The following is a 25,709-nucleotide window of genomic DNA, read 5'->3' on the forward strand; positions in this document are numbered from 1 at the left end:
CAGTTCGTCACGCAGACCCCCGACTGACGAAGTGCGCCCCCGCATCACGCATTCGGACTTTCTCGTGGCACGACCTCGCAGATAAGGACATATGACCTATTCACACAGGTCACGGTAATGCAACATAGGGACAGTAGACTTTTTGACACGCTGCAATGAATTGGAATGAGGACAGCATGACTTCAGCATTAGATAGGCTAAAACAGCATTCATCTATCGTCGCCGACACCGGAGATATCGAGGCAATCCGTAAACACCAACCGGAAGATGCCACCACTAACCCGTCTCTGCTATTAAAAGCAGCCGAGATGCCTGCTTATCAGGATTACCTGAAAGCAGCCTGGGACTACGCTAAGAGCCAGCATGACGATGCGGCACAACAACTGGAACTGGCTTGTGATTACTTTGCCGTTCTGCTTGGTAAAGAGATTGCTAACATTGTACCGGGTTATATCTCAACCGAAGTCGATGCACGCTTATCGTTCGATACCGAAGCGACCATTGCTAAAGCGCAGCAGTTACTGGCGCTGTATGAGCAACTGGGTGTCAGCAAAGACAAAATTTTAATCAAAATCGCGTCTACCTGGGAAGGCATTAAAGCCGCAGAAGCTCTGGAAAAGCAAGGCGTTAAATGTAACCTGACTTTGCTATTCAGCCAGGCTCAGGCACGCGCATGTGCTGACGCAAATGTATTCCTGATCTCACCCTTTGTAGGTCGGATCCTTGACTGGCACGTGGCCAATGGTCTGGAAAAGCCGACTGATCCACTGCAAGACCCGGGTGTGCAGTCAGTACGCAGCATTTACGAATTCTACAAACGCCACGGTTATAACACCGTTGTGATGGGTGCCAGCTTCCGTAACACAGGCGAAATCGTAGCCCTGACAGGTTGTGACAAGCTGACTATCAGCCCTGCTTTGCTAGAGGAACTGGGTGAATTGCCAGCCACTGAAGCGTACCTGCTAGACAACAACTACGAAGTTGTGGCTAAACCTGCTCCGCTGAGCGAAAGCGAATTCCGCTGGTTACACAACCAGGATGCCATGGCCACCGAAAAGCTGGCTGAAGGTATTCGTGCATTTGCAGCTGCCCAGGAAACGCTGGAAACTCGCTTTAAGGCGCTGTAAGCAGACACTGCACTAAGCATATTGATTAAAAAACGCCACCTGATGTGGCGTTTTTTTGTGCCCTGAAATTGATGACCCAATTCATCCACCTCCCCGCTCGCAGCACTCTGTTCTTCTGGCCTCGGCAAAACTTGAAGCAAATTTGAGCTTCATCAAACTGTCACCTGCTTTTAACCTAACGGACACATTTTTATTTTACTTTTCTCCTGTCTGTGGTATACCAGCATTACTTGAAGTGTGTTTTTCATTCAAATTGAGTAATGCGTAAACACAAATCTTTGAGGTTAGTACATCAATAGGAGAAATTCATGGATAGCCTAGACGATTTTATTTCAACACTAGAAAGTCCTGCACCAAAGAAAAGAACCTCATCTAAAGGCAAAAAAAGAAAGTGGCGCGAAATTGAAGCGCTGAAGGACAAACAACGCCTGCGTAAGGAATTGGAAGAACTGGACATATTCGCAGACAGCATCGATCTGGACGAGCTTGACTTTATTTAACTGAAAAGGCGCATTGAGCGCCTTTTTTGTTTTTTAAATCTAAACTCAGACTTGCCAGTTGATGGGCGTTTTGTCCATGCTTTGCAATAGCGTGTTGGTTTGCGAAAAGTGCTGACAACCGAAAAAGCCGCGGTGTGCTGAAAGCGGAGAAGGGTGTGGTGCGTGCAATACGTGATGACGTTGTGTGTCGATCGCTTTGCCCTTCTTTTGTGCATGTGCACCCCAGAGCAGGAAGATCATGCCCTCAGTGCGCTGATTGAGCTGCTCGATCACGGCATCGGTAAAGCGTTCCCAACCGAGGTGTTTGTGGGAGTGTGCTTGTCCCTGCTCGACTGTTAACACAGTATTGAGTAGCAGTACGCCTTGCTCAGCCCAGGGTAGCAGATAGCCATGATTGGGGACCTGGAAACCCGCGATGTCCTGTTCCAATTCTTTATACATGTTGGCCAATGACGGGGGCACCTTAACACCTGGCAGTACAGAGAAACACAGTCCGTGTGCCTGGTTTGGTCCATGGTAGGGATCCTGTCCCAGGATCACAACCTTGACCTGATCGAACGGCGTGGCCTTGAATGCCTCAAACACCAAATCCTCAGGAGGATAGACGGTAACGTCCTGCGCCCGACGCTCGGCGACATAGTTCAGGGTGTCCTGAAAATACGTTTGTTGTTTTTCGTGCCCGAGCACGTCATTCCAGGTTGTCATATTTATTTCCCGGCTAGTTTAAGTTGCTGATAGTAAGTTCGCGAAGCATCCAGTTTATCACATAACTGAGTTAACCCTTCAAGCACACGGGTCGTATAACGGTGTAGCAGATCCGCATTCACCTCAATGTATTGTTCATGTTTGGCTGCCGGGATTTCTGGCCACTTATGCCAGTCTATGGTGGGCTGGACTTGTTTAGATTTTTCCTGCGGGATCACTATTACCTGCGGGTGTTTCAGGAGCACATTTTCGATACTGATCTGCGGATAGGATGTCGTTGCATCGGCAAACACATTACTGGCCCCACACACCTCAAGCGTCTGATGGATCCAGGTGGTGCCATTGACCGTCATCATCGGAGCTGGCCATAGCTGATAAAACACGGACAAAGGCGCTGCAGAACGATACTCCTTGTGCAGTTCAGCCATACCTTGCTCAAACTGCCGGGCTACTTGCTCAGCCTTCTCTTCCAGCCCGGTTAACTGGCCCAGCCAGCGCAGAGAATGCGGGATCTGTTGCAAGGCTTTGGTTTCGCTGTACACCACGTTCACACCTAGCTGCTCAAGCTTATCCAGCTCTGTTTGTTGATTGCCACCCTGCCAGGCAATCACGAGATCGGGCGACAAGGCCAGTAACTTTTCCAGCGCAATACCATGATAACCCCCAATACGGGGAATTTGGTTGGCCTCAGCCGGGAAGTCCGCATACTCTACGGTCCCAACAATCCGCTCGCCAGCCCCTATAGCATATAAGTTCTCGACAATATGCGGTGCCAGAGCCACGATCCGTTTAGCCGGCTGTTCAGAGGCCTGAGCTACACAGACCTGACTTGCAGTCAGACAAACCAGCATACCCAGCCAGATATTCAGGACTGCTTTCATCAGAAATCGAACCCTTTTTGCGCTTTGATCCCCGCTTCAAACGCGTGTTTCACGTTACGTACTTCACTGACCGTATCGGCCAACTCTGTCAGACGACGATGTGCCCCACGACCCGTAATGATCACCGACTGCATCGCTGGGCGATTTTCCAACGCCGTAATCACTTCATCCAGATCAAGATAGTCGTAGCTGACCATATAAGTGAGTTCATCCAGCAAGACCAGATCGATACTGTCATCCTGCAGCCACAGCTTTGCCTGTTGCCAGGTAGCCTGCGCCGCCTGGGTATCTGTCTCGCGGTTTTGTGTCTCCCAGGTGAAGCCCGTTTTCATCACAGCAAACGGCACACCCGCACGTTCCAGCAAATTACGCTCACCACATTCCCACATGCCTTTAATAAACTGTACCACGGCAGCATTCATGCCATGGCCCACACACCGTGCAATCGTGCCAAAGCCTGAGGTAGACTTACCTTTGCCATTGCCAGTGATCACCTGCAAGATGCCTTTTTCTTCCTGTGCCTGCTCGATTTTGGCATCGACCTGCTCTTTCACTTTTTGCTGTCTTGCCTTATGTTTATCCTGATTATGTTCGCTCATGCTGTCCTCTGTTCACTAATTGCCAGAATTTTATCTATGTCTAAATGGGTTTCGCACATATCTGCCAGCCGTTCCAATTGCTGCTCACGGTGTTCTGCCAGGTTAAATCCACTACCACTGTAGCAGCCATCACTGGCCCAGCTCAGCACACTGGTCAGTCCCTCGGGACTATCAAACAGTCCGTGCAGATAGGTGCCGGCCAGCTGGTTATCCTCACTGATAAAACCATCAACTTGCCACCCTGATGGGTGCGCGTCAAACTGTAAAAAAGGTCGCGCTAAGGCTACCCCCTGGGTGATCCCACAATGGATCTCATAACCGCTCAAATGGGTCTGCTGACCGTTCAACAAACAGCTTGCCTGCACCTGAGTCAGGGTTTTATTTGTTGTCAGTTGGGTCTCAAAATCTGCCATCGCCAGGCCTGGAATACTACCCTGTGTTGACTCAACCTGCTGAGGGTCACAAATGGTATTCCCCAGCATCTGATATCCTCCACAGATCCCCAGTACTTTACCGCCGTAACGTAGATGGCGTCGCAACTCACTGTCCCACCCTTCTGCGCGCAAAAAAGCCAGGTCGTTAAGCACATTCTTACTGCCCGGGATGATCACTAAGTCAGCTGCACCTATGGTTTCGGTGTGGCGCACATAACGCAGATCAACTTTGGGATCTAACCGCAAAGTATCAAAATCGGTGTGATTGCTAATATGTGGCAGCAGCAATACGGCCACTTTAATTTCGGGGTTATTCATGCGATTTGCTATCGTCACGGCATCTTCCGCATCCAATGCCAGGTCGTGCAAGTAAGGCAATACACCCAGCACAGGTTTACCGGTATGCTGCTCCAGCCAGTCCAGCCCGCTCTGTAGCAGCTCGATATCGCCCCGAAACCGGTTGATCACGAAGCCTTTCACTAAAGATTGCTCGTAGTCGCTGAGCAGCGCCAGGGTCCCAACCAGGTGAGCAAACACACCGCCTTTGTCGATGTCGGCAATGATGATCACCGGGCAATCAACCTCACAGGCAAACCCCATGTTAGCAATGTCGTTCTCTCGCAGATTAATTTCCGCCGGGCTGCCGGCCCCTTCGACCACGCAAAGGCCATACTGTTCACTGAGCCTGTGATGTGAGGTCAGTACCGCCTGCATCGCGACTTTTTTGTAGTCATGATACCCTGCGGCTTCCATATTACTGAGCGCACGGCCATGCACAATGACCTGGGCACCCGTATCTGAATTCGGTTTGAGTAAAATCGGGTTTAGATCTGTGCTCAAGGGTACTTTTGCAGCCATGGCCTGTAATGCCTGAGCCCGGCCTATTTCTCCGCCATCTGGGGTAACTGCACTATTGAGCGCCATATTCTGCGGTTTGAACGGTACGACCTCAATACCACGGCGCTGCAATGCCCGACACAAGCCCGCCACTAACGTGCTTTTTCCGGCATCTGACGTTGTTCCCTGCACCATTAACGTGTTCATACTCAATTGTCTCCTTTTAGCGTCAGTGGCAAACCCGCCATCACAAAATCGACTCTGTCTGCCAAAGCGGCGATGTCCTGGTGCAACCAGCCGGATTCGTCAACAAAGCGGCGACTGAGTTCACCAAGCGGCACTATGCCGTGGCCCACCTCATTACTGATCAGGATCACCCGAGCACGAGTGGCACGCAGAGCACTCAGCAGCGCCGCGCGCTGGTGTTGAAATGCTGAGTCAGAGTAGTCACATAATGCCGTGGTTAACCACAAGGTGAGACAATCAATCACCACACAATCATCGGACGCAAGGCTGGCTAACACTTGATCCAGCGCCCAGGCCTCTTCTATAAGCTGCCAGTATGCCGGGCGCGATGCCTGATGATGGGCGATCCGCGAAACCATCTCCTCATCCTCGGGTCGTGCAGTCGCGAGATAAATTAACCGGGCCACTTTACCGTCGCTGAACCAGCGCTCGGCTCTTTGCTCACCTAACCGACTCTTTCCAGAGCGCGCACCACCCAGAATAAATTCGACCCGACCCGTCATATCCAGACCACCAGACAAAATAAATACACCGTGACTTCCGCCAGTTGCTGTGCCGCGCCCAGACAGTCTCCCGTATAACCGCCGAGCTGGCGTTTAAACCAGTAAGCGCAGCCTGTACGGCATAACCACAGTGCGACAAACAGCGCAACGCTCTGCCATAGAGTAAACAGTCCGGCAAACCAGCTCACTATTAATAAAACTAAGCCACAGCTATAAAGTAACTGCTTACTTTTTGTAGAAAGAAACTGGGCAACAGGCTTAACTTTACTTTGCGCATCTGCCTGAACATAGTCCAGTTTACCAATGATACTGGTGGCCATAACCCGGCTCAGACCATGGCCAAGCAGGATAGCTGCACATACATAAGCAAGTTGCTCACTTAAGGAGAGTAAAGCCTGAAACTTGGTAAGCAGTAGCAGAACCAATGCCGCCGCACCATAGGTGCCCAGTCGGCTGTCTTTCATAATGGTCAGCTTATCGGCCACACTCCAGCCACCGCCAAAGCCATCCCAGACATCCGCGAAGCCATCCTCATGAAATGCACCCGTTATGATCAGCCCGGCACTCAGCGTTATTATTACCGCAATGCCAGCTGGCAACATAAAGGCTAGCACACCATAGAGAAAGGCTAACAGGGCACCCAAGAGCACACCAACCCAGGCAAAGTAGCCGCTGGCCTGGTTGATATCCTGATCGCTGACCTCGCCCGACACTTTAAAGGGAATACGGGTCAGAAAGATCACCGCCAGCTTGAATTGCCTTAGCTCACTCATGGGTGTCTACCACCTGAGTGACAGCCGCCGACTCAAAGCTGGCCATCTGATAGTAAAATGCCAGCGCACTTTGGCACAGGGGCAATGCCATTGCCGCACCGGATCCCTCACCCAGGCGCATGTTCAGATCCAACAATGGCTCGGCATTTAGCTCATTCAGCATGCGCCGGTGTCCCTGCTCACCTGAGCAATGGGCAAACACCATATAATCCTGACTGGCAGGTTCAATGCGACACGCCAGCATAGCCGCGGCTGTTGCAATAAAGCCGTCAACCAGAATGACCTTTTGTACACGGGCAATTTCCAGCATAGCACCAACCATTTGACAGATCTCAAACCCGCCCAGGCGACGCAACACCTCTCGTGGATCATGAAGGGCGTCACCATGTAACAGCAGAGCCTGATCAATCAGTTGTTGTTTTTTCTCCACCACTTCTGCACTAACGCCGGTGCCACGCCCAACCGTTTCAGCGCCAGTCAACCCACTCAGAGCCGAGAAAATGGCCGCAGCGGCCGTGGTGTTGCCGATCCCCATTTCGCCCAACGCAAACACGTTTGACCCCGAGTCCAGTGCCGCCTGTACAGCTTCCTGACCGTACAATAGGCCTTGATCAAGCTGTGCTTTGCTCAGAGCGGGCTCAATATGTAATGGCCGGGTAATGTGGCCAAGGCGCTGTGATACAACACCCAAAATCGGAGCTGGCGGTATCAAAATACCACAGTCAATCACACTCAGTTGCCAGCCAAGCTGAGTACACAAGACATTAATGGCTGCGCCACCCGTGGCAAAATTGGCTACCATCTGACCGGTCACCTCGCTGGGTGCAATGGAAACACCTTCGGCAGCAATGCCATGATCGCCGGCAAATATCAGCATCTGCGGCCGCACAATGGCGGGTTTTTCGGCTTCAAGTTGGGCGCGACTCATGCCCTGACTCAAAATGCTCACTAGCTGATGTGCCAATGTCTCAAGCTTACCCAGCGCGCCCTGAGGTTTGGTCTTCATATCTATGGTGTGCTGAATATAAGCGTCATGCTGGCGATTGAGTGGTGGGATCATAAAGTCTCCTGTTAGGTCAGATGCTGGCAGCGCGCTTTTTGGCGATTAGCAGCGATAAGAAAAACACACTGCCGATGGCGGAGGTGATCACCCCAATCGGAAGCTCCTGATTGTCTATCAGGGTACGGGCCAGCACATCAACCCACAGCATCATGAGCCCACCTGATAAAGCGGTTGCCAACATACCCAGTGTACGAACCTGCGAAATAAAAAAGCGCACAATATGGGGGATCATCAAGCCAACAAACCCAACTCCACCGCAGGCAGCGACAATCACGGCGGTCAGCATAGATGCCAGGAGCAACATGCCCAGTCTTAGCCTGTGTACATTCACACCTAAGGTTACTGCGCTCTCATCACCAACTAACAACGCATTCAGGCTTCGGCGCATCAGTAACATCACTGTACAGCCTATCGACACGACCAGAGCGGGTAACCACAGCCATTGCCAGTCTGCACGGCTGAAACTGCCCAGACTCCAGAATATAATGGCACTTATGGCCTGCGGGTCGCTCCAATAGAGCAGTAAGCTGGTAAAGGCAGAAAATAAAAAGGTCAGCGCGACACCTGACAACAACATGTTCTCGACCAGTGCTGTGCCTTTGTGAAACGCAATGAGCAACAACAGGCTCATAGCCACTGCGCTGCCAGCAAACGCCGCACCGGATAAGGCCAGTGCGCTTTGTACACCAAATAATACAACCAACAACACCACACCAAATGACGCCCCGGAGGAAATGCCAAATAAATACGGATCGGCGAGCGGGTTGCGGGTCACGGTTTGCAAAATAAGCCCGGCAATGGCCAGCCCGGCCCCCGCAAAAAAAGCCAGCAAGGTACGTGGTAATCGCAGTTCAACCACAATCTTTTGATTCAGCACACTGTTGTCATAACTGCTTAAAGCCTGCCAGACCTCACTCCAGCTAAGTGACACTGCCCCGACAGACAGTGCAGTGAGCATGCTGGCCAAACAGGCACAGAGCAACCCGGGTATAAGCAAGGCCTTCATTATTGATACCCGTAGTGATAACGAATGTGTGGCACACCCGACGCATTGCGATCCGGCCCGGGGACTGTCTCAACGTCAGCACAGACGCCAAAAACATCACTCAGTAAGCCCGGCGTTATCACCTCTAACGGGGTTCCCTGAGCAAGCAAGTGACCTTGCTCCAGTACCAGCAACTCATCGCTGAGTGCCGCTGCAAGATTGAGATCATGAAATGAAGCAATAACGGTCACCCCCATGGCCTTAGCCAGCTCCATGATCTGGATCTGATACTTCACATCCAGATGACTGGTGGGCTCATCCATGATCAGCAGTTCAGGCTGCTGTACCATGGCTCTGGCGATCATCGCCCGTTGCTTTTCACCGCCCGACAGAGCATCAAATTGCTGTTGTGCTTTGTGGCTCAGGCCGACCCGCTCAAGGGCTTCCAGGATCAGTTGCTTATCCCTTGTATTAACAGCTGAAAACAGCGTTTTATGCGGCGTCACGCCCATGGCAACTACCTCGAACAGCGCCAGGTTGAACTGGCTGGGGATCTCCTGCAATACCACCGCCACCTGGCGCGCATAGGCACGGCGAGGATAATCGGATAAAGATTTGCCGGCATAGCGTATCTCCCCCTCGCTAGGATGCCAGTAGCGATACAGGCAACGTAATAAACTGGACTTCCCTGCCCCATTCGGCCCAATCAGACCAATAAACTGGCCACGTTGAATGGCAAAATTAAGTGCTGTCAGAATAGGTTTGTCACCCAATGTCAGATTCAGGTTATGCACGGAGATTTGTGGTGAAGTCATACCGCCTCAAATGCAGGCAGCAGCGCAGAGCCAGCCATTCGCGTTGTCACGACTGACGTTCTGAACTGACTTAAGTGCGCCCGCTTAAGTGTAGGTATTGGCCTTGGTATCTGGCTTCAGACTCTCAGTCTATTACAGTTGCGGGGACAGCTGAGGATTTACACCTCATTCCCAATGACTGCCAATACAATACGATGCTAAATTTAGGCCTTATTATGAAGTCCAGACGTCTAAAACACAACTTTCGGCCAGGCTTGACCGGTCTCATCAAAGAAGACCGATACTTTAACCATTTTGGCGTATCCGATCTCTGCACGAGACAAGTGACTATCAAACTCAGCAGGTAAACCCAGCCAGATGGCCAGTAATTGCTTAATAACGCCCGCATGAGTGACAATCGCCACAGGCTCACATGAGGGGCTTGCGGTGAACTGCTGCCACCAATCATATAAACGTAGATGGAATGCCGACATGGACTCCCCATTTGGCGGGGTGTGCTGCCAGGGACTTTGCCAAAAGTCGCCGATGCCAGGTGCTCGTGCTGACTGCCAGAGCGTGTCGTAGCGTTCACCATCCCAGTCACCAAAATGCATTTCACTGAGTCGAGGTTCTATCTGCAGTGGCAAACCGGTGGTTTCACAAAACGTACGAGCGACCGCCTGGCATCGCTGCAATGGAGAGGCAATCACCTGTGCAATCCCATCACACACCTCGAGTTGGGCATGCACTTGTTCATTGCCCGACGCGCTTGCAGACATATCAGTACTTCCGAGCAAACGGCCGGTTTCCCGGGGTTCGCCGTGGCGAATAAAATACAGGGTTCGTTGCATTAAGCTAGGGCACTGTTATTCGGGGTCCGAAACGTAAAAACGCAAGCCAGGGCTTGCGTTTTCGATGATGTCAGTGGATTAGAGAATTTGGTTTTCCTTCCACATTTGCTCTTTTGCGAGACGCTTCTTACGTTTGTCGCACGGGTCATCACAATCACAGATCTTGTCGATACCCATAGAGCCCAGACCGCCACAACTGCTGGCCATTGATTTCTTTTGTACTATGACCCCGACTGCCATCGCAACGGCGATCAATAACAACAACCCAAAGGTAAGTAAAAATAGTGACATTTCAGGCCTCTTTTGCATATCCATCCGCTATCGCGGACTGGTGACGGTTAATTGTGCTCATTATATAACTAAACGCACCTAAGTTAAAACGTTCGCGATGCAGATCTCATTATAAATAAGGTATGAACGCACTGCTGGGGTAAACCTCCAGGCCTTCATCACTTTTGCTGATCAAATAGACTGGCAGGTTATGTAACTCCGCGTATGCTCTCGCCCGTTCAGTCCCCATCACAGTTAGGGCCGTAGCAAGACCATCGGCTGTCATCGCAGATGGGTGCAATACTGTTACAGATACCAGGTCGTGTTTAACAGGCTTACCCGTGCCCGGGTCAATCAGATGGGTGAAGGTCTCGCCATCCATTTCATAGAAAATACGATAGTCGCCTGAAGTTGCAACACTGTTCTTACCTGGCTCAATCACTTTATGGATTTGTCGTTGCCCAACCGGTGCATCCGGCTTTTCAATGGCAATACGCCAGGGCTCATCCTCAGGTTTAGTGCCCGACAATCTCAGCTCACCACCAATTTCAACCATATAGTTACTGATCCCGTGCGACTCGATCAGTTCTGCCACTTTATCTATGCCATAACCTTTTGCCGTGGCAGAGAAAGACAATTCCAGATGATCCAACGTTTTGGCCAAACCTGCTTCTGTCAGAGTCAGTTTATCGAGGCCAATTTGCTCACGCATTTGCGCCAGCTGCTGCTCAGAAGGTCGCTTGGTCGGACGCTTGTCTGGGCCAAACCCCCACAAATCAATTAAAGGTCCCATGGTGACATCCAGTGTCTGAGTTGACAAACCCAGTCGGATTGACTCAGCGATCACCTTCCTGAAATCATCACTGATCGGCATGACCTGGTTGGCAGCCAGACGATTAAACTGGTTGATCTCTGAATCCGGAATATAGGTCGACATAGATTGATTCACCGCTTTAAGCGCGGCCTCAACCTCAGTATGTAACTGCTCTTTAGTCAGTGTGCTTTGCTGTGGAAAAGCCTTGATGTTATAGGTTGTGCCCATCGTACTGCCCTGTAGCACAATAGGCTCAGCTGATTTGCTTGCCTGGCCACACGCCACAAGCAGCATACTTAATAAGAAAATGAAACAGAACTGGCTCTGTCTTAGCATCAGTGTCATCCCTTGTGTTTCATACCAATTTCACTTAATACCTGTTCAATTTGACGGAGCAAATATGACGCTAACTATGTTAAAAATTTCTCATTTAGAACCTTTACCTAAGGTATAAGTTCGCAAATTTTTTCCTTGTTATCGAACATATTTTCTCGCCTCAAAATAGAGCACTTAATTAAGCAAATTGGTATCGTTTGCCAGTAACCCCCGCTCTGTACGGAGCATTACCCATAAAAAAAGCCCCTCAGCATGACTGCTAAGGGGCTTCTATTTTATCTTAAAAACCACTTTAAGATCATAAGTATTTCAGCTTAACCACCGAAGTCATCAAGCAGGATGTTTTCATCTTCAACACCCAGGTCTTTCAGCATGTTGATAACCGCCGCGTTCATCATCGGAGGTCCACACATGTAGAATTCACAGTCTTCTGGTGCTTCATGATCTTTCAGATAGTTTTCATAAAGTACGTTGTGGATGAAGCCTGTGTAGCCTTCCCAGTTGTCCTCTGGCTGAGGATCGGAAAGTGCAACATGCCACTGGAAGTTATCGTTTTCAGCCTGCAGGCCGTCAAAGTCTTCCACGTAGAACATTTCACGCTTAGAACGTGCACCGTACCAGAATGACATCTTACGATCAGAGTTAAGACGCTTAAGCTGGTCGAAAATGTGTGAACGCATAGGCGCCATACCAGCACCACCACCAACGAAGACCATTTCTGCATCTGTGTCTTTAGCGAAGAACTCACCGAACGGACCAGAAATTGTGACTTTGTCGCCTTCTTTCAGAGACCAGATGTACGATGACATCTTACCACAAGGCAGGCTCAGGTTATTAGGCGGCGGCGTCGCAATACGTACGTTCAGCATGATGATGCCGTACTCTTCTGGGTAGTTCGCCATTGAGTATGCACGGATTGTTTCGTCGTCAACTTTAGACTCCAGGTTAAAGAAGCCAAAGCGCTCCCAGTCCGGACGATATTCATCAGGAATATCAAAGTCTGCGTACTTAACATGGTGTGCAGGCGCTTCAATCTGGATGTAACCACCCGCGCGGAAAGGTACAACCTCACCGTCAGGGATACCCAGTTTAAGCTCCTTGATGAAGGTTGCTTTGTTATCGTTAGAGATAACCGTACATTCCCACTTCTTCACACCGAAGATTGAGTCTTCAACTTCAATCTCCATATCTGTTTTCACTGCAACCTGACACGCCAGACGACAGCCTTCACGGGCTTCACCTTTGGTGATGTGATCAAGTTCAGTTGGCAAAATGTCACCACCACCAGAGTGTACGTGGACGCGACACTGGCCGCATGAACCACCACCACCACAGGCAGATGAAATGAAGATGCCAGCATCAGCCAGTGAGCTTAGTAGCTTACCGCCTGGTGCAGATTTAATTGCTTTTTCAGGATCGCCATTAATGCCGATCATGATGTCACCGCTAGGTACCAGCTTAGATTTCGCTGCAATGATGATAAGTACCAACACCACAACGATAGCGATGAACATACTTACACCTAATACAATAGTTTCCATCGTATAGTTTCCTCGCTACCTTAAAGTGAAATACCAGAGAATGACAGGAAGCCGAAGCCCATCAGACCTACAGTGATAAAGGTAATACCCAGACCACGCAGACCATCAGGAATATCAGCGTACTTCATTTTCTCGCGAAGACCTGCTAGCAATACGATAGCAAGTGCCCAGCCCACACCAGAACCTAAGCCAAAGATCACTGACTCACCGAAGTTCAGGTTACGCTCAACCATGAAGGATACCGCACCAAAGATTGCACAGTTAACTGTGATCAGTGGCAGGAAGATACCCAGAGCGTTGTAAAGTGCCGGGAAGAACTTGTCCAGAGTCATCTCAAGGATCTGTACAAGTGCCGCGATTACACCGATAAATGTCAGGAACTTCAGGAAGCTTAAATCAGCTTCAGGGAAACCTAACCACTCAAGTGCGCCCGGTGCCAAAATAGCGTGATAAACCACGTTGTTGACTGGTACAGCAACGCCCAGTACGAAGATTACCGCAACACCCAGACCGAATGAGGTAGTGACTTTCTTAGATACAGCCAGGAAAGTACACATCCCCAGGAAGAAAGATAGCGCTAAGTTTTCAACGAAAACCGCTTTTACAAATAAACTCAGATAATGTTCCATCTCTCTCCCCTTATGCCTTAGCTTCTACTTGGTCTTTCTTCCAAGTACGCAGTACCCAGATGAAGATACCTACTAAGAAGAACGAGCTAAATGGCATAACCAACAGACCCATAGGCTGGTACCAACCGCCGTTAGAGATTAGCGGCAGAATTTCAACACCGAACAGTGCACCGGCACCGAACAGTTCACGTACGAAGCCAATTGCGATCAGTACAACTGAGTAGCCCAAACCGTTACCGATACCATCCAGGAATGACATCAGAGGTGGCGACTTCATTGCGTATGCTTCGGCACGACCCATTACGATACAGTTGGTAATGATCAGACCAACGAATACCGTCAGTTCTTTCGCCGTGGCATAAACAAATGCCTGTAGCACCTGGTCTACAACGATAACCAGAGACGCGATGATGGTCATCTGAACAATGATCCGTACACTTGACGGAATGTGGTTACGGATCATAGAGATGAACAAGCTTGAGAACGCAGTTACCACAGTCAATGCAATTGACATGATCAATGCGTTTTTCAGGCTTGAAGTTACTGCCAGCGCAGAACAGATACCCAGTACTTGCAGTGCAATTGGGTTATTTGCAAAGACAGGTCCAAACAGGACTTGCTTCATTTCTTTTGAGTTAGCCATTAGTTCAATGCCCCTTCACGTACTTTCGCAAGGAATGGACCAAACGCATCGTCGCCTGTCCAGAACGTAAATGTATTTTCAACACCGTTAGACGTTAACGTTGCACCAGACAGACCATCTACTTTATGCACATCACTACCCGCAGTGCCTTTTACTACGTCGATTGGTAGCTTTTTGCCCTGCCAAGTTGCAGTCCATCTTGGGTTTTGGATTTCGCCACCCAGACCCGCAGTTTCAGTGTGCTGGTAGAATTTGATTGCCTGAATGGTTTCACCGTCCAGGTCCAATGCTACGAAGCCGTACATGATACCCCAAAGACCGTAACCCTGAATTGGCAGGATCACAGACTCAAATTTACCATTGCTGTTCTTAGCAAGGTAAACCGGAGACTCAGTCGTCATACGCTGAACGCCCGCAACGTCTTTTGCTTTTGGCAAAGCAACACTGCGCGCCGCATCGAACTTAGTCATAGTGAAATCGAATGAGTTAGGATCTGTGTCTACAAACTCACCGGTCTTCATATCTACAACGCGTGCGTCAATCACTTGATTGTAGGTTTCTGACACGTTCTCAACGTTCTCAACGCCAGCAGCCGCCAAAATGTTGCGCTGCACGTCTTCGATTTTGTTTGCCTGTTGTAGTGGGCGAAGCTGTACTGCCGCAAAAGATACGACAACCGCACACACTAAACATAAGCCAACAACAACGCCTAGCGTTTTGCCGATAGATTCATTGTTACTAGACACGTGCTAATCTCCTCTTCACATTAGACTGCACAACCATGTGGTCGAAAAGTGGTGCGAACAGGTTTGCGAATAGAATTGCTAACATCATACCTTCTGGGTATGCCGGGTTAACAACACGGATAAGTACAACCATTACACCAATCAATGCACCATATGCCCACTTACCTTTGTCTGTGAAAGACGCAGATACCGGGTCGGTTGCCATGAAGAACATACCGAATGCAAAACCACCCAGTACTAAGTGCCAGTGCCAAGGCATAGCGAATACAGTGTTAGTTTCTGAACCGATCATGTTCAGCAGCATAGACATCACTACCATACCCAGGAAAGTACCCAGGACGATGCGCCACGATGCGATACGAACGTAAATCAGGAACAAACCACCAATCATGATAGCCAGTGTAGAGGTTTCACCTACTGAACCTTGAATAAAGCCGTAGAATGCGTTCCACCACAGTACCATGTTGTCATAATCAAGCGCGCCTGTTGCAGCCTGACCCAGGTAAGTTGCACCTGAGAAAGAGTCTACCGCTGTCCACACAGTGTCACCTGAGATGTCACCTGGGTATGCGAAGAACAGGAATGCACGACCAGCCAGTGCCGGGTTCAGGAAGTTACGGCCTGTACCACCGAAGACTTCTTTTGCTACCACAACACCGAAGGTGATACCCAGCGCAACTTGCCAAAGCGGAATCGTTGCAGGCAAGATCAGGGCAAACAGTACTGATGTTACGAAGAAACCTTCATTTACTTCGTGCTTACGCACTGAAGCAAATAACACTTCCCAGAAACCACCAACAATAAACACTGTCGCGTAAATCGGCAGGAAGAAACAGGCCCCGTAGAACATCTTTGCGCCCCAGCCAGAATCGGCTGTTAGCTCACCGCCAAACAGCTGGAATAATGCTGCCTGCCAAGTGTTTGCGATTTCAAAACCATTGCCAATCGCAATCGCAGCCTGATGGCCAATGTTGAACATACCGAAGAACATAGCTGGGAATGTCGCCATCCAAACTAAGATCATGATACGTTTCAGGTCGATATTATCACGTACGTGAGTGCCGCCTTTGTTGACATAACCTGGCGTGTAGAAAACAGTTGCTACTGCTTCGTACAGGGCATACCACTTCTCGTGTTTACCGCCAGGTTCAAAGTGAGGTTCAATGTCTTCTAAAAATTTCTTTAAGGCCATTTTAACCTTCCTTCTCGATTGTAGTCAGGCAATCACGCAAGATTAATCCATAGTCGTATTTGCCTGGACAAACGAAAGTACACAACGCCAGATCTTCTTCATCCAGCTCTAGCGCACCCAGTGAAATCGCGCTGTCCAAATCACCAGAGATCAGGTCACGCAACAACAGAGTTGGCAGGATATCAAGCGGCATTACACGCTCATAGTTACCAATTGGCACCATCGCACGCTTTGAGCCACCGGTAGAGGTGGTCATCTTGAACAGACGACTTGGCGCAAAGTGAGAGATGAAAGTACGCGTTACAGAGAACTTAGTACTACCTGGTGCGATCCAGCCAAACAGCTCTTTCTCGCGACCTTCAGACAGCACAGAAACCTGTACATGATAACGACCCAGGTAAGCATGAGGACCAGCGGCTGTTTTACCAGCTAACACAGAGCCAGAAATGACCCGGTTTTCACCATCTTCAGTTTCACCTGCAACTAAATCGGTTAACGACGCACCAACTTGAGTTTTAACAAGACGTGGGTTCTTCACGCTCGGACCGGCTAAAGCAACAACACGGTCTGAGTAGATTTCACCACTTAGGAATAGCTTACCGAAAGCAATTACGTCCTGGTAACCCAGGTGCCATACTTGCTTGTTTGGACCGACAGCATCGAGATTGTGGATGTGTGTACCAACCAGACCAGCAGGGTGAACACCCGCAAACTCATGTACTTCTACCTGAGAAAGCGAAGAGCTCGGCACCTTACTGCCTGATTGCTTACAAACAAACACTTTACCGTCAGTCAGTCGCGAAACCACAGCCAGACCAGCTTCAAACGCTTCCACGTTTTCAGCGATCACAACGGCAGGATCCGCAGCTAGAGGGTTAGTGTCGATTGCGGTAACAAAGATCGAGCTTGGCGACGCGCTAGGTACGGCTACACGACTGAAAGGACGTGCACGCAACGCTGGCCATTGACCCGATTCGATCAGCACTTCTTTCACTTTTTCACGATCCAGGTTGCCGAGTTCAGCAGCCGGGAACTTTTCAAAAGTGATTTGCTCATCGCCCTGTACTTCAATCACAACGGACTGAAGAACACGCTTGGCTCCACGGTTGATTTCTTTTACTACACCAGAGGCTGGCGCAGTAAACTTGACGCCAGGATTCTTTTTGTCTTCAAAAAGAACTTGGCCTTTCTTGACTTGGTCATCCACACGAACTCGCATGGTTGGACGCATACCAATAAACTCTTCACCCAACACAGCTACTCGTTTGACAGCAGAACCATCATGAATAACTTGCTGTGGTGCGCCCTCTATGGGTAAGTCCAGACCTTTTTTTATGTTGATCATACGCACTTGCATTACATTAACGGAAAGAAATTGATAAATCTTTACTTACCACGGCACTATTCTCTGAGTTGTATTGGAGTCAAAGAGCTGGCACAACATACACAAAGTCGGGCCAACCTGTCCGCAACGGGAAACGAGCACCGTGGTATATAGTCCTTACATATTTCCGCAATTTTAACATTAATCGTACTGACTATGCGAGTGGAAATATGAAAATAATACGACTTAACAATGGATTTAGTTCATCAGGTGTCACTGCAAGAATCTAAATATAGACCAAAGTGGTATTGATGAGAAATTGACAGTACTGCTGGGGGGAATATTCTTAATGAAGGGTACGCAATGAAACGGGCGAAATCAGCGATTTCGCCCGTCTGACGGCTAGATTAGGTGGTTAATCTCAACCGCCGTATTCACGTCTGCATCATAGTCAACTGACTCGATGCCAAAACCAAATAGCTTCAGGAATTCATTGTGATAACCGACGTAATCAGTCAGCTCATCGATACTGTCTGTGTCGACTTTATCCCAGATCACTTTAATGCGCGCCTGAACTCCGTCTTCCAGTTCTTTGTAGTTCTGGAACAGGTGACCACCGTCATCAAAGCGTGGGGTATCTCCGTATAGGTTTTCACTGAATAACCCCTGGATCTGTTCAATTGTCCCTTCATAGGTACCGTCTTCTTTGGTCACTTTGAACAAAGTAGAGATATACAGGGGCATAATTGGGATAGCAGAGCTTGCCTGAGTCACGACCGCATTCAATGAAGCAACATAGGCTTCACCGTTTAAGTGCGCAGTTGACGCTTTAATTGCATCTGTCGCGCGATCCAGGTCTTCTTTGGCTTTGCCTATGGTCGCATGACCATAGATTGGCCAGGTCAGCTCTTTACCGATATAAGTATATGCCGTCGTTTTGAATCCTTCAGCAAGCACATCCGCTTCTTTCAGTGCCTCCAGCCACAACTCCCAATCTTCACCGCCCATCACTTTCACGGTATTGGCGATTTCTTCTTCATTGGCCGCTTCAACGGTCACTTCATCAATGATCCGCTTAGACGTATTCAGATTCTTGGTTGTGATGGTTTGACCAATTGGCTTTAGCACCGATGAAAAGGTCTCGCCCGATTTAGGATCAGTACGACGCGGTGATGCCAGACTGTAGATGATCAAATCAACTTTGCCCATTTCAGCCTTGATGGTCTCAATCGCTTTGGCTTTAAGCTCATCCGAGAATGCATCACCATTGATGTTTTTTGACCACAGGCCAGCCTCATCGGCAGCCTGCTGAAATGCAGCGGTATTATACCAACCCGCTGACGCCGGCTTTTTCTCTGTACCTTCTTTTTCGAAGAAGATACCCAGTGTTTTTGCACCAGCGCCAAAAGCAGCGGTGATACGAGAAGCCAGGCCATAACCGGTGGAAGCACCGATCACCAGGACATTTTTAGGACCATTATTTATTGGGCCCTGAGCCTTAACATAAGCAATTTGTTCTTTTACGTGCTCAGCACAGCCCACCGGGTGAGCATTGGTACAGATAAAACCACGGATCTTAGGTTTGATGACCATGTCTATTCCTACATATTCTGTATTATGAAAACTGCGTTAGTTTAAATGCAGATCCTGCAAACACAGGTCTGATCACTCACTATCAAATTTCGAGCCGCCCAGACAACTCGGTGAATCAGGGACTTCGCCATGCTGTTCGGCATATTCTTCCGGGGTATAAGTGTGAATGGCTAGCGCATGAATATGATGTGCCAACTCCTCCTTTAATACCTCATTAATCAAGCGATGGCGTTGTAGTAAACGCTGTCCCGCGAATTTTTCGCTGACAGCAATCACTTTGAAATGTGACTCGCTACCCCGGCTGTGCATATGACTTTCGTTAATAACATTGAGATGTTTGCACGCGATGGCGTCTGCAAGCTTACTGTAGATTTGTTGTTGCATTGACATAACTCACTCCCGATGCGGAGAAAATTTAGCGCATACTATACGCACTTATGCACCATTAACCAACTGTTCTGAATGTCAGGTTGATCCGTCCCTGAGTGACGCGCGCTTGTTTCGGCAGTGCATGCTGATAGTCATGCTGACTGCGCCCCGTCATCAGTAACCCACTTCCCGTCGGCAAAGGCAGAGTCAGGGTTTCCTGAGTCTGTTTATGGCGAATTTTGAAATTGCGCGTCGCCCCCAGCGACATAGAGAAAATCGTCGGATTCAGTCCAAGCTCGGCTTCATCGTCACTGTGCCAGCCCATGCTGTCCTGCCCATCCCGATACCAGTTAACAAGCAGTGCATTAAAGTCGTGACCAAACTGGCGACTCAGGCGTGCGCGCATGGCGCTGAGTACATCCGGCCATGGGGCATTCTCAAGCACAGTGCCCGAATAACCATATGACACAGACTTATCAGCAATAAAACACTGTAATCTGGGGATCGGTGTAGTTCGACCAAACAAGGTAATGGTGGGCTGTTGCCAATCCAAGGAGGATGCCAAGTGGGTATAAAGCGCAAGGCTTTTTTCAAAGCTCAGACAAGCTGGCAGATATTCAAAACCCGGCGGCAATTGTGGTGTTTGCCCGGGCAAACATTCTTTGTTCAGTCTCGACATGCTATATTACGTGTTCTGTTAGTTCTGCTGCGCTTTGCTAGTGTGCAAGGTGATAGCACCAACCTTGAGTGAGATTCACCCCATCATGATCACCGACGCTGTATTGGCTGGCACGGCTCTGACCCTGCATCGTTTTCCCCTTGAGCAAAAAAACCGTAGTCTGCAAGCCTGGGATGCGGCCGACGAATATCTACTGGATCATATTACCACAGCCTATCCGGATGCACGCGATATCCTAATCTTGAATGATGCCTTTGGCGCATTAAGCTGTACGCTGGCTGCACGGCTAAAAGATCACGCGCAGTGGCATATTACCCAAGTAAGTGATTCATTTGTGGCGCAACAAGCAACCCGCCACAATCTGGCAGAAAACCAGCTGGATTGGGTACTGGATGAAACCAAGCTCACTCAACAAGACAGTCTGGCAACCTTACCGACACAGTGCGATCTGATCCTCATAAAAGTGCCCAAAAATGCCGGGTTGCTGCAACATCAATTATCCCAACTCAGCCACCTGGCTGCAGGTATCCCTATTGTAGCAGCGGGCAAAGCCAAAGAGATCCATACCTCGACACTCAAGAGTTTCAGCCACTTTATGCAACCGCCGACCACCAGCCTGGCAGTTAAAAAGTCCCGATTGATCTTTTGTACCACCACAGGTAAACCCGTTGCAGATAAATTTCCGGTCAGCTGGGCGCTGGAAAACACCCCTTTCACAATACATAACCATGCCAATGTATTCTCTCGTGACTCTCTGGATATCGGCGCCCGATTCTTTATGAACTATCTGCCGGCAGGTAAAAAGCCATTGCGGGTGATAGATCTAGGCTGCGGAAACGGTGTAATTGGCTTGCAAACACTGGCGCGGATGCCAAATGCACAGGTAACATTTGTCGATGAATCAGCGATGGCCGTTGCCAGTGCTCGCGAAAACGTCACTCACAACCTCTCTGACAGAGTCGATGACTGCCAGTTTATTCAAAATGATTGTCTCAGCGACTTTTCTCCCAACACCGCTGATCTGGTATTATGCAACCCGCCGTTTCATCAGGCACAGGCCATTACCGATCACATTGCCTGGCAAATGTTCTTACAAGCTAAGCACACCCTGAGAAATGGCGGGGAGTTGCGGATCATTGGTAATCGCCACCTTGATTATCTTGATAAGTTGCAGCGCCTGTTCGGGAATTGTAAGGTGATAGGCAATAATAAAAAGTTTACCGTATTAAGTTCTATTAAAAGGAGCTAATCATGCGCTTAGCATTTTCTGCATCTCTCTTTGGTGCAGCCCTCAGTTTACTCGCAGGGTGCAGCAGTGCACCTAAAACAGTGATCCTCAACCCCAGCTATCAGGGTGGTAATATCAGTCAGTTGTCGCAAACCCTGGCGATTAAGGTGATCGATAACCGGACAACCAAGTTCACCATTAAAGTACTGGAACAGGAACCAGCAGTTTATCTGCCAAATGCAGATCTACCAGTCACCTTAAACAAATTACTGACACAGGCGCTTGAGGCCAACGGGGTGACACTGTCACCACAGAGCGATACACAGCTGACCCTGCGTATTCGCACCTTTATTGCCAAAGTCGATGAGACGCTCAGTCGCCACGAAAGTACAGCACATGCCGAATTTGTTGTAGAGATAAGTAAAGGACAACGCACATTTTCCAAACCCTTCACTGGTGAAGCAACATTCAGTAAGCCTCTAAAACATGACCAATCTCAGGTAGAGGGGCAGTTAAACCGCCTTGCTGAGCAGGTAGTCACTCGCATGCTGTCGGACAAAGAATTGATCAACTTTTTGCAACAATAAAAGGTTAAGTTATGCTTCGTATCCTGTTCCTGTTGACATTGCTACTGACCAGTAGTTTCTCATTTGCAAACAATAAAGAAGGACGCTTTGTCCAAAAAGATAACCTGTTTCCCAAAGTTCAGCTTAACACCTCGATGGGCAAAGTGATCGTAGAACTGGATCGCTCACGTGCGCCTATTACGGTCAATAACTTTCTCACTTATGTGATCAATGGTGACTATAAAGGGTCAGTCTTTCACCGGGTAGAGCGGGACGAGGCTAATGAGCGTGATTTCGTGATCCAGGGTGGTGGCTATGATAAAGACTATGATGGCATGTTCGAGCGCCCGGCAATCTTTAACGAAAGCGGCAACGGCCTGAAAAACAATATGTACACCATTGCCATGGCTTATCAGGACAATAAACCGCACTCAGGTACCCGTCAGTTCTTTTTCAATATGGATGACAATGACCACCTCAACCCTGGGCGTGGCTGGGGCTTTGCGGTATTTGGTAGTGTCGCGGATGGCTTCGATACACTGGACAAAATCATGCAAGTCGAAACAGACTACAACAAAAAACTGGGTTATACCTTTATACCCAAAAAACCTGTGATCATCCACAGCATTGAAATGCTGCCGGAAGAGACCTTCGAGTAATCGCTTGTCAGCATCGCCCCGCCTCATAACGGGGCGATGCTGCATTGGAAAACACTATGATCATTTCATCCAGCCTGCGTGATTATGTAAGTTACTATCGCGACAGACGTCTGCTCACTGTCTTTGCTTTTGGGGTCAGTCAGGGCTTCCCCTGGGTTTTAATTGGCTCAGTGATGTCCGCCTGGCTCAAAGACGAAGGGCTTAGCCGCAGTATGATAGGGTTATTTGGCATTGTATTCAGTGCCTACACCATTAACTTCTTATGGTCCCCACTACTGGATCGGGTTCGTCTGCCATTACTGACCCAATGGCTGGGGCAGAGACGCAGCTGGATCGCTGCCGGACAACTGATTGTTGCACTGTCAGCACTGGCTTTAAGTCAGGTTGACCTCAAAACCGATCTTTATCAAGCCGCATTATTGTGTTTCATTATTGCTCTGAGCGCGGCTACCCATGATATTGCAATAGACGCCTACCGGATTGACATCCTGCCACCAGAAGAAAGTGAAAAGTCCACCGCGGCCGCTGCAATGGCAACATCAGGATGGTGGAGTGGCTATGCCCTGCTTGGAGCCATCCCGTTTTTTGCGGCAGATTTACCGGGTGTCAGCTGGCCTGAGATATATACATTGCTCGCAGCCATCATGCTGGCACTATTTGTGGTCACGCTCAGTGCCCATGAACCTCAGTCTCACCGGGAGCACACACAGCAACAACTACAAGCGCAATATCAGTCACGACTTGGCGGGCTGGAACACAATCGACTGCAGCGCATTCTGGCCTGGTTGGCTGTCACCCTGGTTGAGCCGTTTCGCAGCTTCTTTAGCCGCAATGGAGTCAAAACGGCCCTGGCCCTGTTGGCCTTTATTTTTCTGTTTAAAATTGGTGAGGCCTTTTTGGCACGCATGTCTATCGTGTTCTACAAAGAGATTGGCTTTAGCAACAGCCAGATAGCTCAGTATTCAAAACTGGGAACCGGCCTTATCACAATTATCTTTGCGTTTCTGGGCAGCATCTTCAATCACAAATACGGCATCGTAAAAGGCCTGTTTATCAGTGGTGTTGCCATGGCAGCATCTAATTTGATGTTTTCCTGGATAGCCGTTGCAGGCCCCAAGGAGCACCTGTATGCCCTCGCTATTGTCATAGATGGATTTACCCAGGCCTGGTCGCTGGTCGCTATGGTGGCCTTCATTTCGATGTTATGTGATCGTGCTTTTAGTGCAACCCATTATGCATTGCTCGCCTCACTCGGTAGCCTAGGTCGTACGGTGCTCTCCAGCTACAGTGGAGTCGTAATTGATGACTGGTTAGGGGGTAACTGGGCGGTATTTTTCGCGCTGACAGCATTGATGGTAGTGCCTTCATTGATATTCTTATACGTAATCCGTCATAAGCTTTATCAAATTGAGCAGAATTATCACAATCAGGGAAAATAATGGTAAGAAAAAAGCGTGGTATATCTGGTCCATGCTAAAAGATAGAGGTGCTGTTCCTTGCACCTTCACTTATACCGGCAATGCCAGCGGGTTACATCTGCTCTTCTTTGATCAGAGCCAGACCTTCATATGGGTCGACTTCCAGCGCTTCACAGTAACGCAGAAATTCAATCACATCTAAACGACGTTCCTGATTCTCAATTTTGCCAATGAAAGAATGTGGTGTACCTAACACCTGGGCCAGACTGCGCATTGTATGACCTTTCTCGTGACGCTTTGATTTAAGCCACTTAGTCAACTTACTGTTTTCCTCAGAAGAAACCGTTTTCCCCATCATAATAAAACATCTCCTACTCGATGATTAATTAATGCTGCCGTACGAAATTTGCCCGTCTCGACCGACAGCTTGTTTTATAACAGGACACATAATCTGGGCATAAAACACCCAATTTGCCTGCCCTGTTCCTATGTACCAAATTAGGTATAGACGATCTTTTCTCTAACACCTAATTAAATTTGCAACTTTCTTACCTAAAATAGAGAGGTAAGATTACTGTGACACTTTAACAAAAATTTTATATCTTGTACCAGTATACGAAATAATTTATTTTTTCTTTAAAAAATAGTGGTTTAGCGCTAATCTGTCATAAAGTAACAAATTTTGGGAGAATTTTTGATGATCCGGCTCATATTTTTGCTACCCATTTTGCTCTGTTTGGGTTGGTATTACTTTTTACGTGTAAATGGCGTGCCACTCAAACAAGGCAAACGCGGATTCATCTATATTCTCGCTTTTTCCACTCTGGTACTGGGATTTTTTGTTCTGATGATCCACCTTACCAACCCAGGATAGCCAGCGCCGTGCTGGCTTAAACACCAGCATTTTGCTCTCACACGGGCACTTTATCAAACTGTGCAGAAAAAAGATGGTCGCTTTTGGTCTAATTTTAGATACAAAAAGGCCATGCTTGTGCATGGCCTTTGAGAATAGAAGTGATACATCAGGATGACTTTATACGCTGAAGCTCGCACCACAACCGCACGTAGTGGTTGCGTTAGGATTACTGACAAAAAAGCGTGCTCCTTCCAGACCCTCAGTGTAATCAACCTCACCATCAACCAGATACTGAATGCTCATTGGATCAACGACCATGGACACCCCGTTTTTCTCAATTTCCAGGTCACCCGGATTGGTTTTTTCGTCAAAGGTAAATCCGTACTGAAACCCAGAACACCCACCGCCGGTCACATACACTCGCAGCTTAAGGTTAGGGTTTTCTTCTTCTGAGATAAGTTCTTTCACACGACTTGCTGCCGCGTCGGAAAATTTAATTGGTATCTGATCAGACATGTGTATTCGACCCCTGTACATTTAATAGCGGA

At 48.8% G+C, this 25,709-nt stretch carries 30 protein-coding genes and 1 riboswitch; of the genes, 7 read left to right on the plus strand and 23 right to left on the minus strand.

What is annotated here, in order from left to right:
- Positions 1–176: 176 nt before the first annotated feature.
- Positions 177–1,127 carry a transaldolase gene (gene tal, locus IY568_RS00270; protein ID WP_138536287.1) on the plus strand — a complete coding sequence of 317 codons (951 nt, stop codon included), beginning with the start codon at positions 177–179 and terminating at the stop codon, positions 1,125–1,127.
- Between the two features lie 308 nt (positions 1,128–1,435).
- Positions 1,436–1,627, plus strand: a complete 192-nt coding sequence (locus IY568_RS00275) for a DUF3545 family protein (protein WP_010382909.1) — start codon at positions 1,436–1,438, stop codon at positions 1,625–1,627.
- A 45-nt stretch (positions 1,628–1,672) separates the two neighbouring features.
- Here the strand turns inward: IY568_RS00275 and ung are convergent, their stop codons facing one another.
- From ung to IY568_RS00380, 21 genes are all read right to left on the minus strand, one after another.
- A complete protein-coding gene (gene ung / locus IY568_RS00280; protein WP_194866497.1) occupies positions 1,673–2,332 on the minus strand; it encodes a uracil-DNA glycosylase in 660 nt (219 codons plus the stop codon).
- A gap of 2 nt (positions 2,333–2,334) precedes the next feature.
- Entirely contained in the window at positions 2,335–3,183 is an 849-nt protein-coding gene (locus IY568_RS00285) for a cobalamin-binding protein (RefSeq protein ID WP_416365150.1), read from the minus strand.
- A gap of 29 nt (positions 3,184–3,212) precedes the next feature.
- Positions 3,213–3,812: a cob(I)yrinic acid a,c-diamide adenosyltransferase gene (cobO, locus tag IY568_RS00290; protein WP_194866499.1), complete on the minus strand. Its 600-nt coding sequence runs from the start codon at positions 3,810–3,812 to the stop codon at positions 3,213–3,215.
- Positions 3,809–5,290 (minus strand): cobyric acid synthase, encoded by a 1,482-nt coding sequence (locus IY568_RS00295; protein ID WP_194866500.1) that lies wholly within the window; start codon positions 5,288–5,290, stop codon positions 3,809–3,811. Before IY568_RS00295 ends, cobO begins: the two co-directional genes overlap by 4 nt.
- Before the next feature lie 2 nt (positions 5,291–5,292).
- Positions 5,293–5,832, minus strand: a complete 540-nt coding sequence (gene cobU / locus IY568_RS00300) for a bifunctional adenosylcobinamide kinase/adenosylcobinamide-phosphate guanylyltransferase (RefSeq protein WP_194866672.1) — start codon at positions 5,830–5,832, stop codon at positions 5,293–5,295.
- Positions 5,829–6,605 (minus strand): adenosylcobinamide-GDP ribazoletransferase, encoded by a 777-nt coding sequence (locus tag IY568_RS00305; protein WP_194866501.1) that lies wholly within the window; start codon positions 6,603–6,605, stop codon positions 5,829–5,831. Before IY568_RS00305 ends, cobU begins: the two co-directional genes overlap by 4 nt.
- A complete protein-coding gene (cobT, locus tag IY568_RS00310; protein WP_194866502.1) occupies positions 6,598–7,665 on the minus strand; it encodes a nicotinate-nucleotide--dimethylbenzimidazole phosphoribosyltransferase in 1,068 nt (355 codons plus the stop codon). Before cobT ends, IY568_RS00305 begins: the two co-directional genes overlap by 8 nt.
- 16 nt (positions 7,666–7,681) lie before the next feature.
- Positions 7,682–8,674 (minus strand): FecCD family ABC transporter permease, encoded by a 993-nt coding sequence (locus IY568_RS00315; protein WP_194866503.1) that lies wholly within the window; start codon positions 8,672–8,674, stop codon positions 7,682–7,684.
- On the minus strand, positions 8,674–9,468 hold the full coding sequence (locus IY568_RS00320) for an ABC transporter ATP-binding protein (RefSeq protein ID WP_194866504.1): 795 nt from the start codon (positions 9,466–9,468) through the stop codon (positions 8,674–8,676). Before IY568_RS00320 ends, IY568_RS00315 begins: the two co-directional genes overlap by 1 nt.
- Before the next feature lie 81 nt (positions 9,469–9,549).
- A riboswitch (cobalamin riboswitch) is annotated at positions 9,550–9,669 on the minus strand.
- A 29-nt stretch (positions 9,670–9,698) separates the two neighbouring features.
- Positions 9,699–10,298 carry a histidine phosphatase family protein gene (locus IY568_RS00325; protein ID WP_194866505.1) on the minus strand — a complete coding sequence of 200 codons (600 nt, stop codon included), beginning with the start codon at positions 10,296–10,298 and terminating at the stop codon, positions 9,699–9,701.
- A gap of 78 nt (positions 10,299–10,376) precedes the next feature.
- Positions 10,377–10,589, minus strand: coding sequence for a (Na+)-NQR maturation NqrM (nqrM, locus tag IY568_RS00330; protein ID WP_010382924.1), 213 nt, complete (start codon positions 10,587–10,589; stop codon positions 10,377–10,379).
- A 109-nt stretch (positions 10,590–10,698) separates the two neighbouring features.
- Positions 10,699–11,727, minus strand: coding sequence for an FAD:protein FMN transferase (locus IY568_RS00335; protein WP_194866506.1), 1,029 nt, complete (start codon positions 11,725–11,727; stop codon positions 10,699–10,701).
- A gap of 305 nt (positions 11,728–12,032) precedes the next feature.
- On the minus strand, positions 12,033–13,259 hold the full coding sequence (gene nqrF / locus IY568_RS00340) for an NADH:ubiquinone reductase (Na(+)-transporting) subunit F (RefSeq protein ID WP_125558002.1): 1,227 nt from the start codon (positions 13,257–13,259) through the stop codon (positions 12,033–12,035).
- Between the two features lie 20 nt (positions 13,260–13,279).
- Complete coding sequence (gene nqrE / locus IY568_RS00345) at positions 13,280–13,888, minus strand: NADH:ubiquinone reductase (Na(+)-transporting) subunit E (protein ID WP_010382927.1); 609 nt, start codon at positions 13,886–13,888, stop codon at positions 13,280–13,282.
- 10 nt (positions 13,889–13,898) lie between these two features.
- On the minus strand, positions 13,899–14,531 hold the full coding sequence (locus IY568_RS00350) for an NADH:ubiquinone reductase (Na(+)-transporting) subunit D (RefSeq protein ID WP_010382928.1): 633 nt from the start codon (positions 14,529–14,531) through the stop codon (positions 13,899–13,901).
- Entirely contained in the window at positions 14,531–15,277 is a 747-nt protein-coding gene (locus tag IY568_RS00355; protein ID WP_010382929.1) for a Na(+)-translocating NADH-quinone reductase subunit C, read from the minus strand. The genes IY568_RS00350 and IY568_RS00355 overlap by 1 nt, the downstream gene beginning before the upstream one ends.
- Positions 15,270–16,469: an NADH:ubiquinone reductase (Na(+)-transporting) subunit B gene (locus tag IY568_RS00360; protein ID WP_010382931.1), complete on the minus strand. Its 1,200-nt coding sequence runs from the start codon at positions 16,467–16,469 to the stop codon at positions 15,270–15,272. The genes IY568_RS00355 and IY568_RS00360 overlap by 8 nt, the downstream gene beginning before the upstream one ends.
- 1 nt (position 16,470) lies before the next feature.
- Positions 16,471–17,814: a Na(+)-translocating NADH-quinone reductase subunit A gene (locus tag IY568_RS00365; RefSeq protein ID WP_010382933.1), complete on the minus strand. Its 1,344-nt coding sequence runs from the start codon at positions 17,812–17,814 to the stop codon at positions 16,471–16,473.
- Between the two features lie 381 nt (positions 17,815–18,195).
- Positions 18,196–19,386, minus strand: coding sequence for an enoyl-ACP reductase FabV (gene fabV / locus IY568_RS00370; protein ID WP_194866507.1), 1,191 nt, complete (start codon positions 19,384–19,386; stop codon positions 18,196–18,198).
- A 72-nt stretch (positions 19,387–19,458) separates the two neighbouring features.
- Positions 19,459–19,776: a BolA family protein gene (locus IY568_RS00375; RefSeq protein ID WP_010382937.1), complete on the minus strand. Its 318-nt coding sequence runs from the start codon at positions 19,774–19,776 to the stop codon at positions 19,459–19,461.
- 55 nt (positions 19,777–19,831) lie between these two features.
- Positions 19,832–20,434 carry an alpha-ketoglutarate-dependent dioxygenase AlkB family protein gene (locus IY568_RS00380; protein ID WP_194866508.1) on the minus strand — a complete coding sequence of 201 codons (603 nt, stop codon included), beginning with the start codon at positions 20,432–20,434 and terminating at the stop codon, positions 19,832–19,834.
- A gap of 85 nt (positions 20,435–20,519) precedes the next feature.
- Here IY568_RS00380 and IY568_RS00385 point away from each other — a divergent pair, with 85 nt between their 5' ends.
- Genes IY568_RS00385 through IY568_RS00400 form a run of 4 tightly spaced genes read left to right on the plus strand, consistent with a single transcriptional unit; the run spans position 20,520 to position 24,326 of the window.
- Positions 20,520–21,683: a methyltransferase gene (locus tag IY568_RS00385; protein WP_194866673.1), complete on the plus strand. Its 1,164-nt coding sequence runs from the start codon at positions 20,520–20,522 to the stop codon at positions 21,681–21,683.
- A 2-nt stretch (positions 21,684–21,685) separates the two neighbouring features.
- Positions 21,686–22,249 carry a YajG family lipoprotein gene (locus IY568_RS00390; protein ID WP_125558008.1) on the plus strand — a complete coding sequence of 188 codons (564 nt, stop codon included), beginning with the start codon at positions 21,686–21,688 and terminating at the stop codon, positions 22,247–22,249.
- 11 nt (positions 22,250–22,260) lie between these two features.
- A complete protein-coding gene (locus IY568_RS00395) occupies positions 22,261–22,887 on the plus strand; it encodes a peptidylprolyl isomerase (protein ID WP_194866509.1) in 627 nt (208 codons plus the stop codon).
- A 56-nt stretch (positions 22,888–22,943) separates the two neighbouring features.
- Complete coding sequence (locus IY568_RS00400; RefSeq protein ID WP_194866510.1) at positions 22,944–24,326, plus strand: AmpG family muropeptide MFS transporter; 1,383 nt, start codon at positions 22,944–22,946, stop codon at positions 24,324–24,326.
- A gap of 91 nt (positions 24,327–24,417) precedes the next feature.
- On the opposite strand, the gene IY568_RS00405 is transcribed toward IY568_RS00400, so the two are convergent.
- Positions 24,418–24,663: a helix-turn-helix domain-containing protein gene (locus tag IY568_RS00405; protein WP_010382949.1), complete on the minus strand. Its 246-nt coding sequence runs from the start codon at positions 24,661–24,663 to the stop codon at positions 24,418–24,420.
- 339 nt (positions 24,664–25,002) lie between these two features.
- Between IY568_RS00405 and IY568_RS00410 the strand changes: the two genes are divergently transcribed.
- Positions 25,003–25,179, plus strand: a complete 177-nt coding sequence (locus IY568_RS00410; RefSeq protein WP_010382951.1) for a hypothetical protein — start codon at positions 25,003–25,005, stop codon at positions 25,177–25,179.
- A gap of 159 nt (positions 25,180–25,338) precedes the next feature.
- On the opposite strand, the gene erpA is transcribed toward IY568_RS00410, so the two are convergent.
- Positions 25,339–25,677 (minus strand): iron-sulfur cluster insertion protein ErpA, encoded by a 339-nt coding sequence (erpA, locus tag IY568_RS00415; protein ID WP_010382953.1) that lies wholly within the window; start codon positions 25,675–25,677, stop codon positions 25,339–25,341.
- Positions 25,678–25,709: the final 32 nt, after the last annotated feature.

This window comes from Pseudoalteromonas sp. PPB1, assembly GCF_015356275.1.
Classification (GTDB): Bacteria; Pseudomonadota; Gammaproteobacteria; order Enterobacterales; family Alteromonadaceae; genus Pseudoalteromonas; species Pseudoalteromonas rubra_D.

Bases quoted from the DNA above. Each gene is read 5' to 3' on its own strand.
- cobU (WP_194866672.1), bottom strand. From the start codon at position 5,832: ATGACGGGTCGGGTCGAATTTATTCTGGGTGGTGCGCGCTCTGGAAAG.
- nqrM (WP_010382924.1), bottom strand. From the start codon at position 10,589: ATGTCACTATTTTTACTTACCTTTGGGTTGTTGTTATTGATCGCCGTT.
- IY568_RS00305 (WP_194866501.1), bottom strand. From the start codon at position 6,605: ATGAGTGAGCTAAGGCAATTCAAGCTGGCGGTGATCTTTCTGACCCGT.
- nqrF (WP_125558002.1), bottom strand. From the start codon at position 13,259: ATGGAAACTATTGTATTAGGTGTAAGTATGTTCATCGCTATCGTTGTG.
- IY568_RS00360 (WP_010382931.1), bottom strand. From the start codon at position 16,469: ATGGCCTTAAAGAAATTTTTAGAAGACATTGAACCTCACTTTGAACCT.
- IY568_RS00315 (WP_194866503.1), bottom strand. From the start codon at position 8,674: ATGAAGGCCTTGCTTATACCCGGGTTGCTCTGTGCCTGTTTGGCCAGC.
- erpA (WP_010382953.1), bottom strand. From the start codon at position 25,677: ATGTCTGATCAGATACCAATTAAATTTTCCGACGCGGCAGCAAGTCGT.
- tal (WP_138536287.1), top strand. From the start codon at position 177: ATGACTTCAGCATTAGATAGGCTAAAACAGCATTCATCTATCGTCGCC.
- IY568_RS00365 (WP_010382933.1), bottom strand. From the start codon at position 17,814: ATGATCAACATAAAAAAAGGTCTGGACTTACCCATAGAGGGCGCACCA.
- IY568_RS00375 (WP_010382937.1), bottom strand. From the start codon at position 19,776: ATGTCAATGCAACAACAAATCTACAGTAAGCTTGCAGACGCCATCGCG.
- IY568_RS00350 (WP_010382928.1), bottom strand. From the start codon at position 14,531: ATGGCTAACTCAAAAGAAATGAAGCAAGTCCTGTTTGGACCTGTCTTT.
- IY568_RS00320 (WP_194866504.1), bottom strand. From the start codon at position 9,468: ATGACTTCACCACAAATCTCCGTGCATAACCTGAATCTGACATTGGGT.
- cobT (WP_194866502.1), bottom strand. From the start codon at position 7,665: ATGATCCCACCACTCAATCGCCAGCATGACGCTTATATTCAGCACACC.
- IY568_RS00385 (WP_194866673.1), top strand. From the start codon at position 20,520: ATGATCACCGACGCTGTATTGGCTGGCACGGCTCTGACCCTGCATCGT.
- fabV (WP_194866507.1), bottom strand. From the start codon at position 19,386: ATGGTCATCAAACCTAAGATCCGTGGTTTTATCTGTACCAATGCTCAC.
- IY568_RS00400 (WP_194866510.1), top strand. From the start codon at position 22,944: ATGATCATTTCATCCAGCCTGCGTGATTATGTAAGTTACTATCGCGAC.
- IY568_RS00285 (WP_416365150.1), bottom strand. From the start codon at position 3,183: ATGCTGGTTTGTCTGACTGCAAGTCAGGTCTGTGTAGCTCAGGCCTCT.
- ung (WP_194866497.1), bottom strand. From the start codon at position 2,332: ATGACAACCTGGAATGACGTGCTCGGGCACGAAAAACAACAAACGTAT.
- IY568_RS00335 (WP_194866506.1), bottom strand. From the start codon at position 11,727: ATGACACTGATGCTAAGACAGAGCCAGTTCTGTTTCATTTTCTTATTA.
- IY568_RS00410 (WP_010382951.1), top strand. From the start codon at position 25,003: ATGATCCGGCTCATATTTTTGCTACCCATTTTGCTCTGTTTGGGTTGG.
- IY568_RS00390 (WP_125558008.1), top strand. From the start codon at position 21,686: ATGCGCTTAGCATTTTCTGCATCTCTCTTTGGTGCAGCCCTCAGTTTA.
- cobO (WP_194866499.1), bottom strand. From the start codon at position 3,812: ATGAGCGAACATAATCAGGATAAACATAAGGCAAGACAGCAAAAAGTG.
- IY568_RS00295 (WP_194866500.1), bottom strand. From the start codon at position 5,290: ATGAACACGTTAATGGTGCAGGGAACAACGTCAGATGCCGGAAAAAGC.
- IY568_RS00275 (WP_010382909.1), top strand. From the start codon at position 1,436: ATGGATAGCCTAGACGATTTTATTTCAACACTAGAAAGTCCTGCACCA.
- IY568_RS00325 (WP_194866505.1), bottom strand. From the start codon at position 10,298: ATGCAACGAACCCTGTATTTTATTCGCCACGGCGAACCCCGGGAAACC.
- IY568_RS00380 (WP_194866508.1), bottom strand. From the start codon at position 20,434: ATGTCGAGACTGAACAAAGAATGTTTGCCCGGGCAAACACCACAATTG.
- nqrE (WP_010382927.1), bottom strand. From the start codon at position 13,888: ATGGAACATTATCTGAGTTTATTTGTAAAAGCGGTTTTCGTTGAAAAC.
- IY568_RS00395 (WP_194866509.1), top strand. From the start codon at position 22,261: ATGCTTCGTATCCTGTTCCTGTTGACATTGCTACTGACCAGTAGTTTC.
- IY568_RS00405 (WP_010382949.1), bottom strand. From the start codon at position 24,663: ATGATGGGGAAAACGGTTTCTTCTGAGGAAAACAGTAAGTTGACTAAG.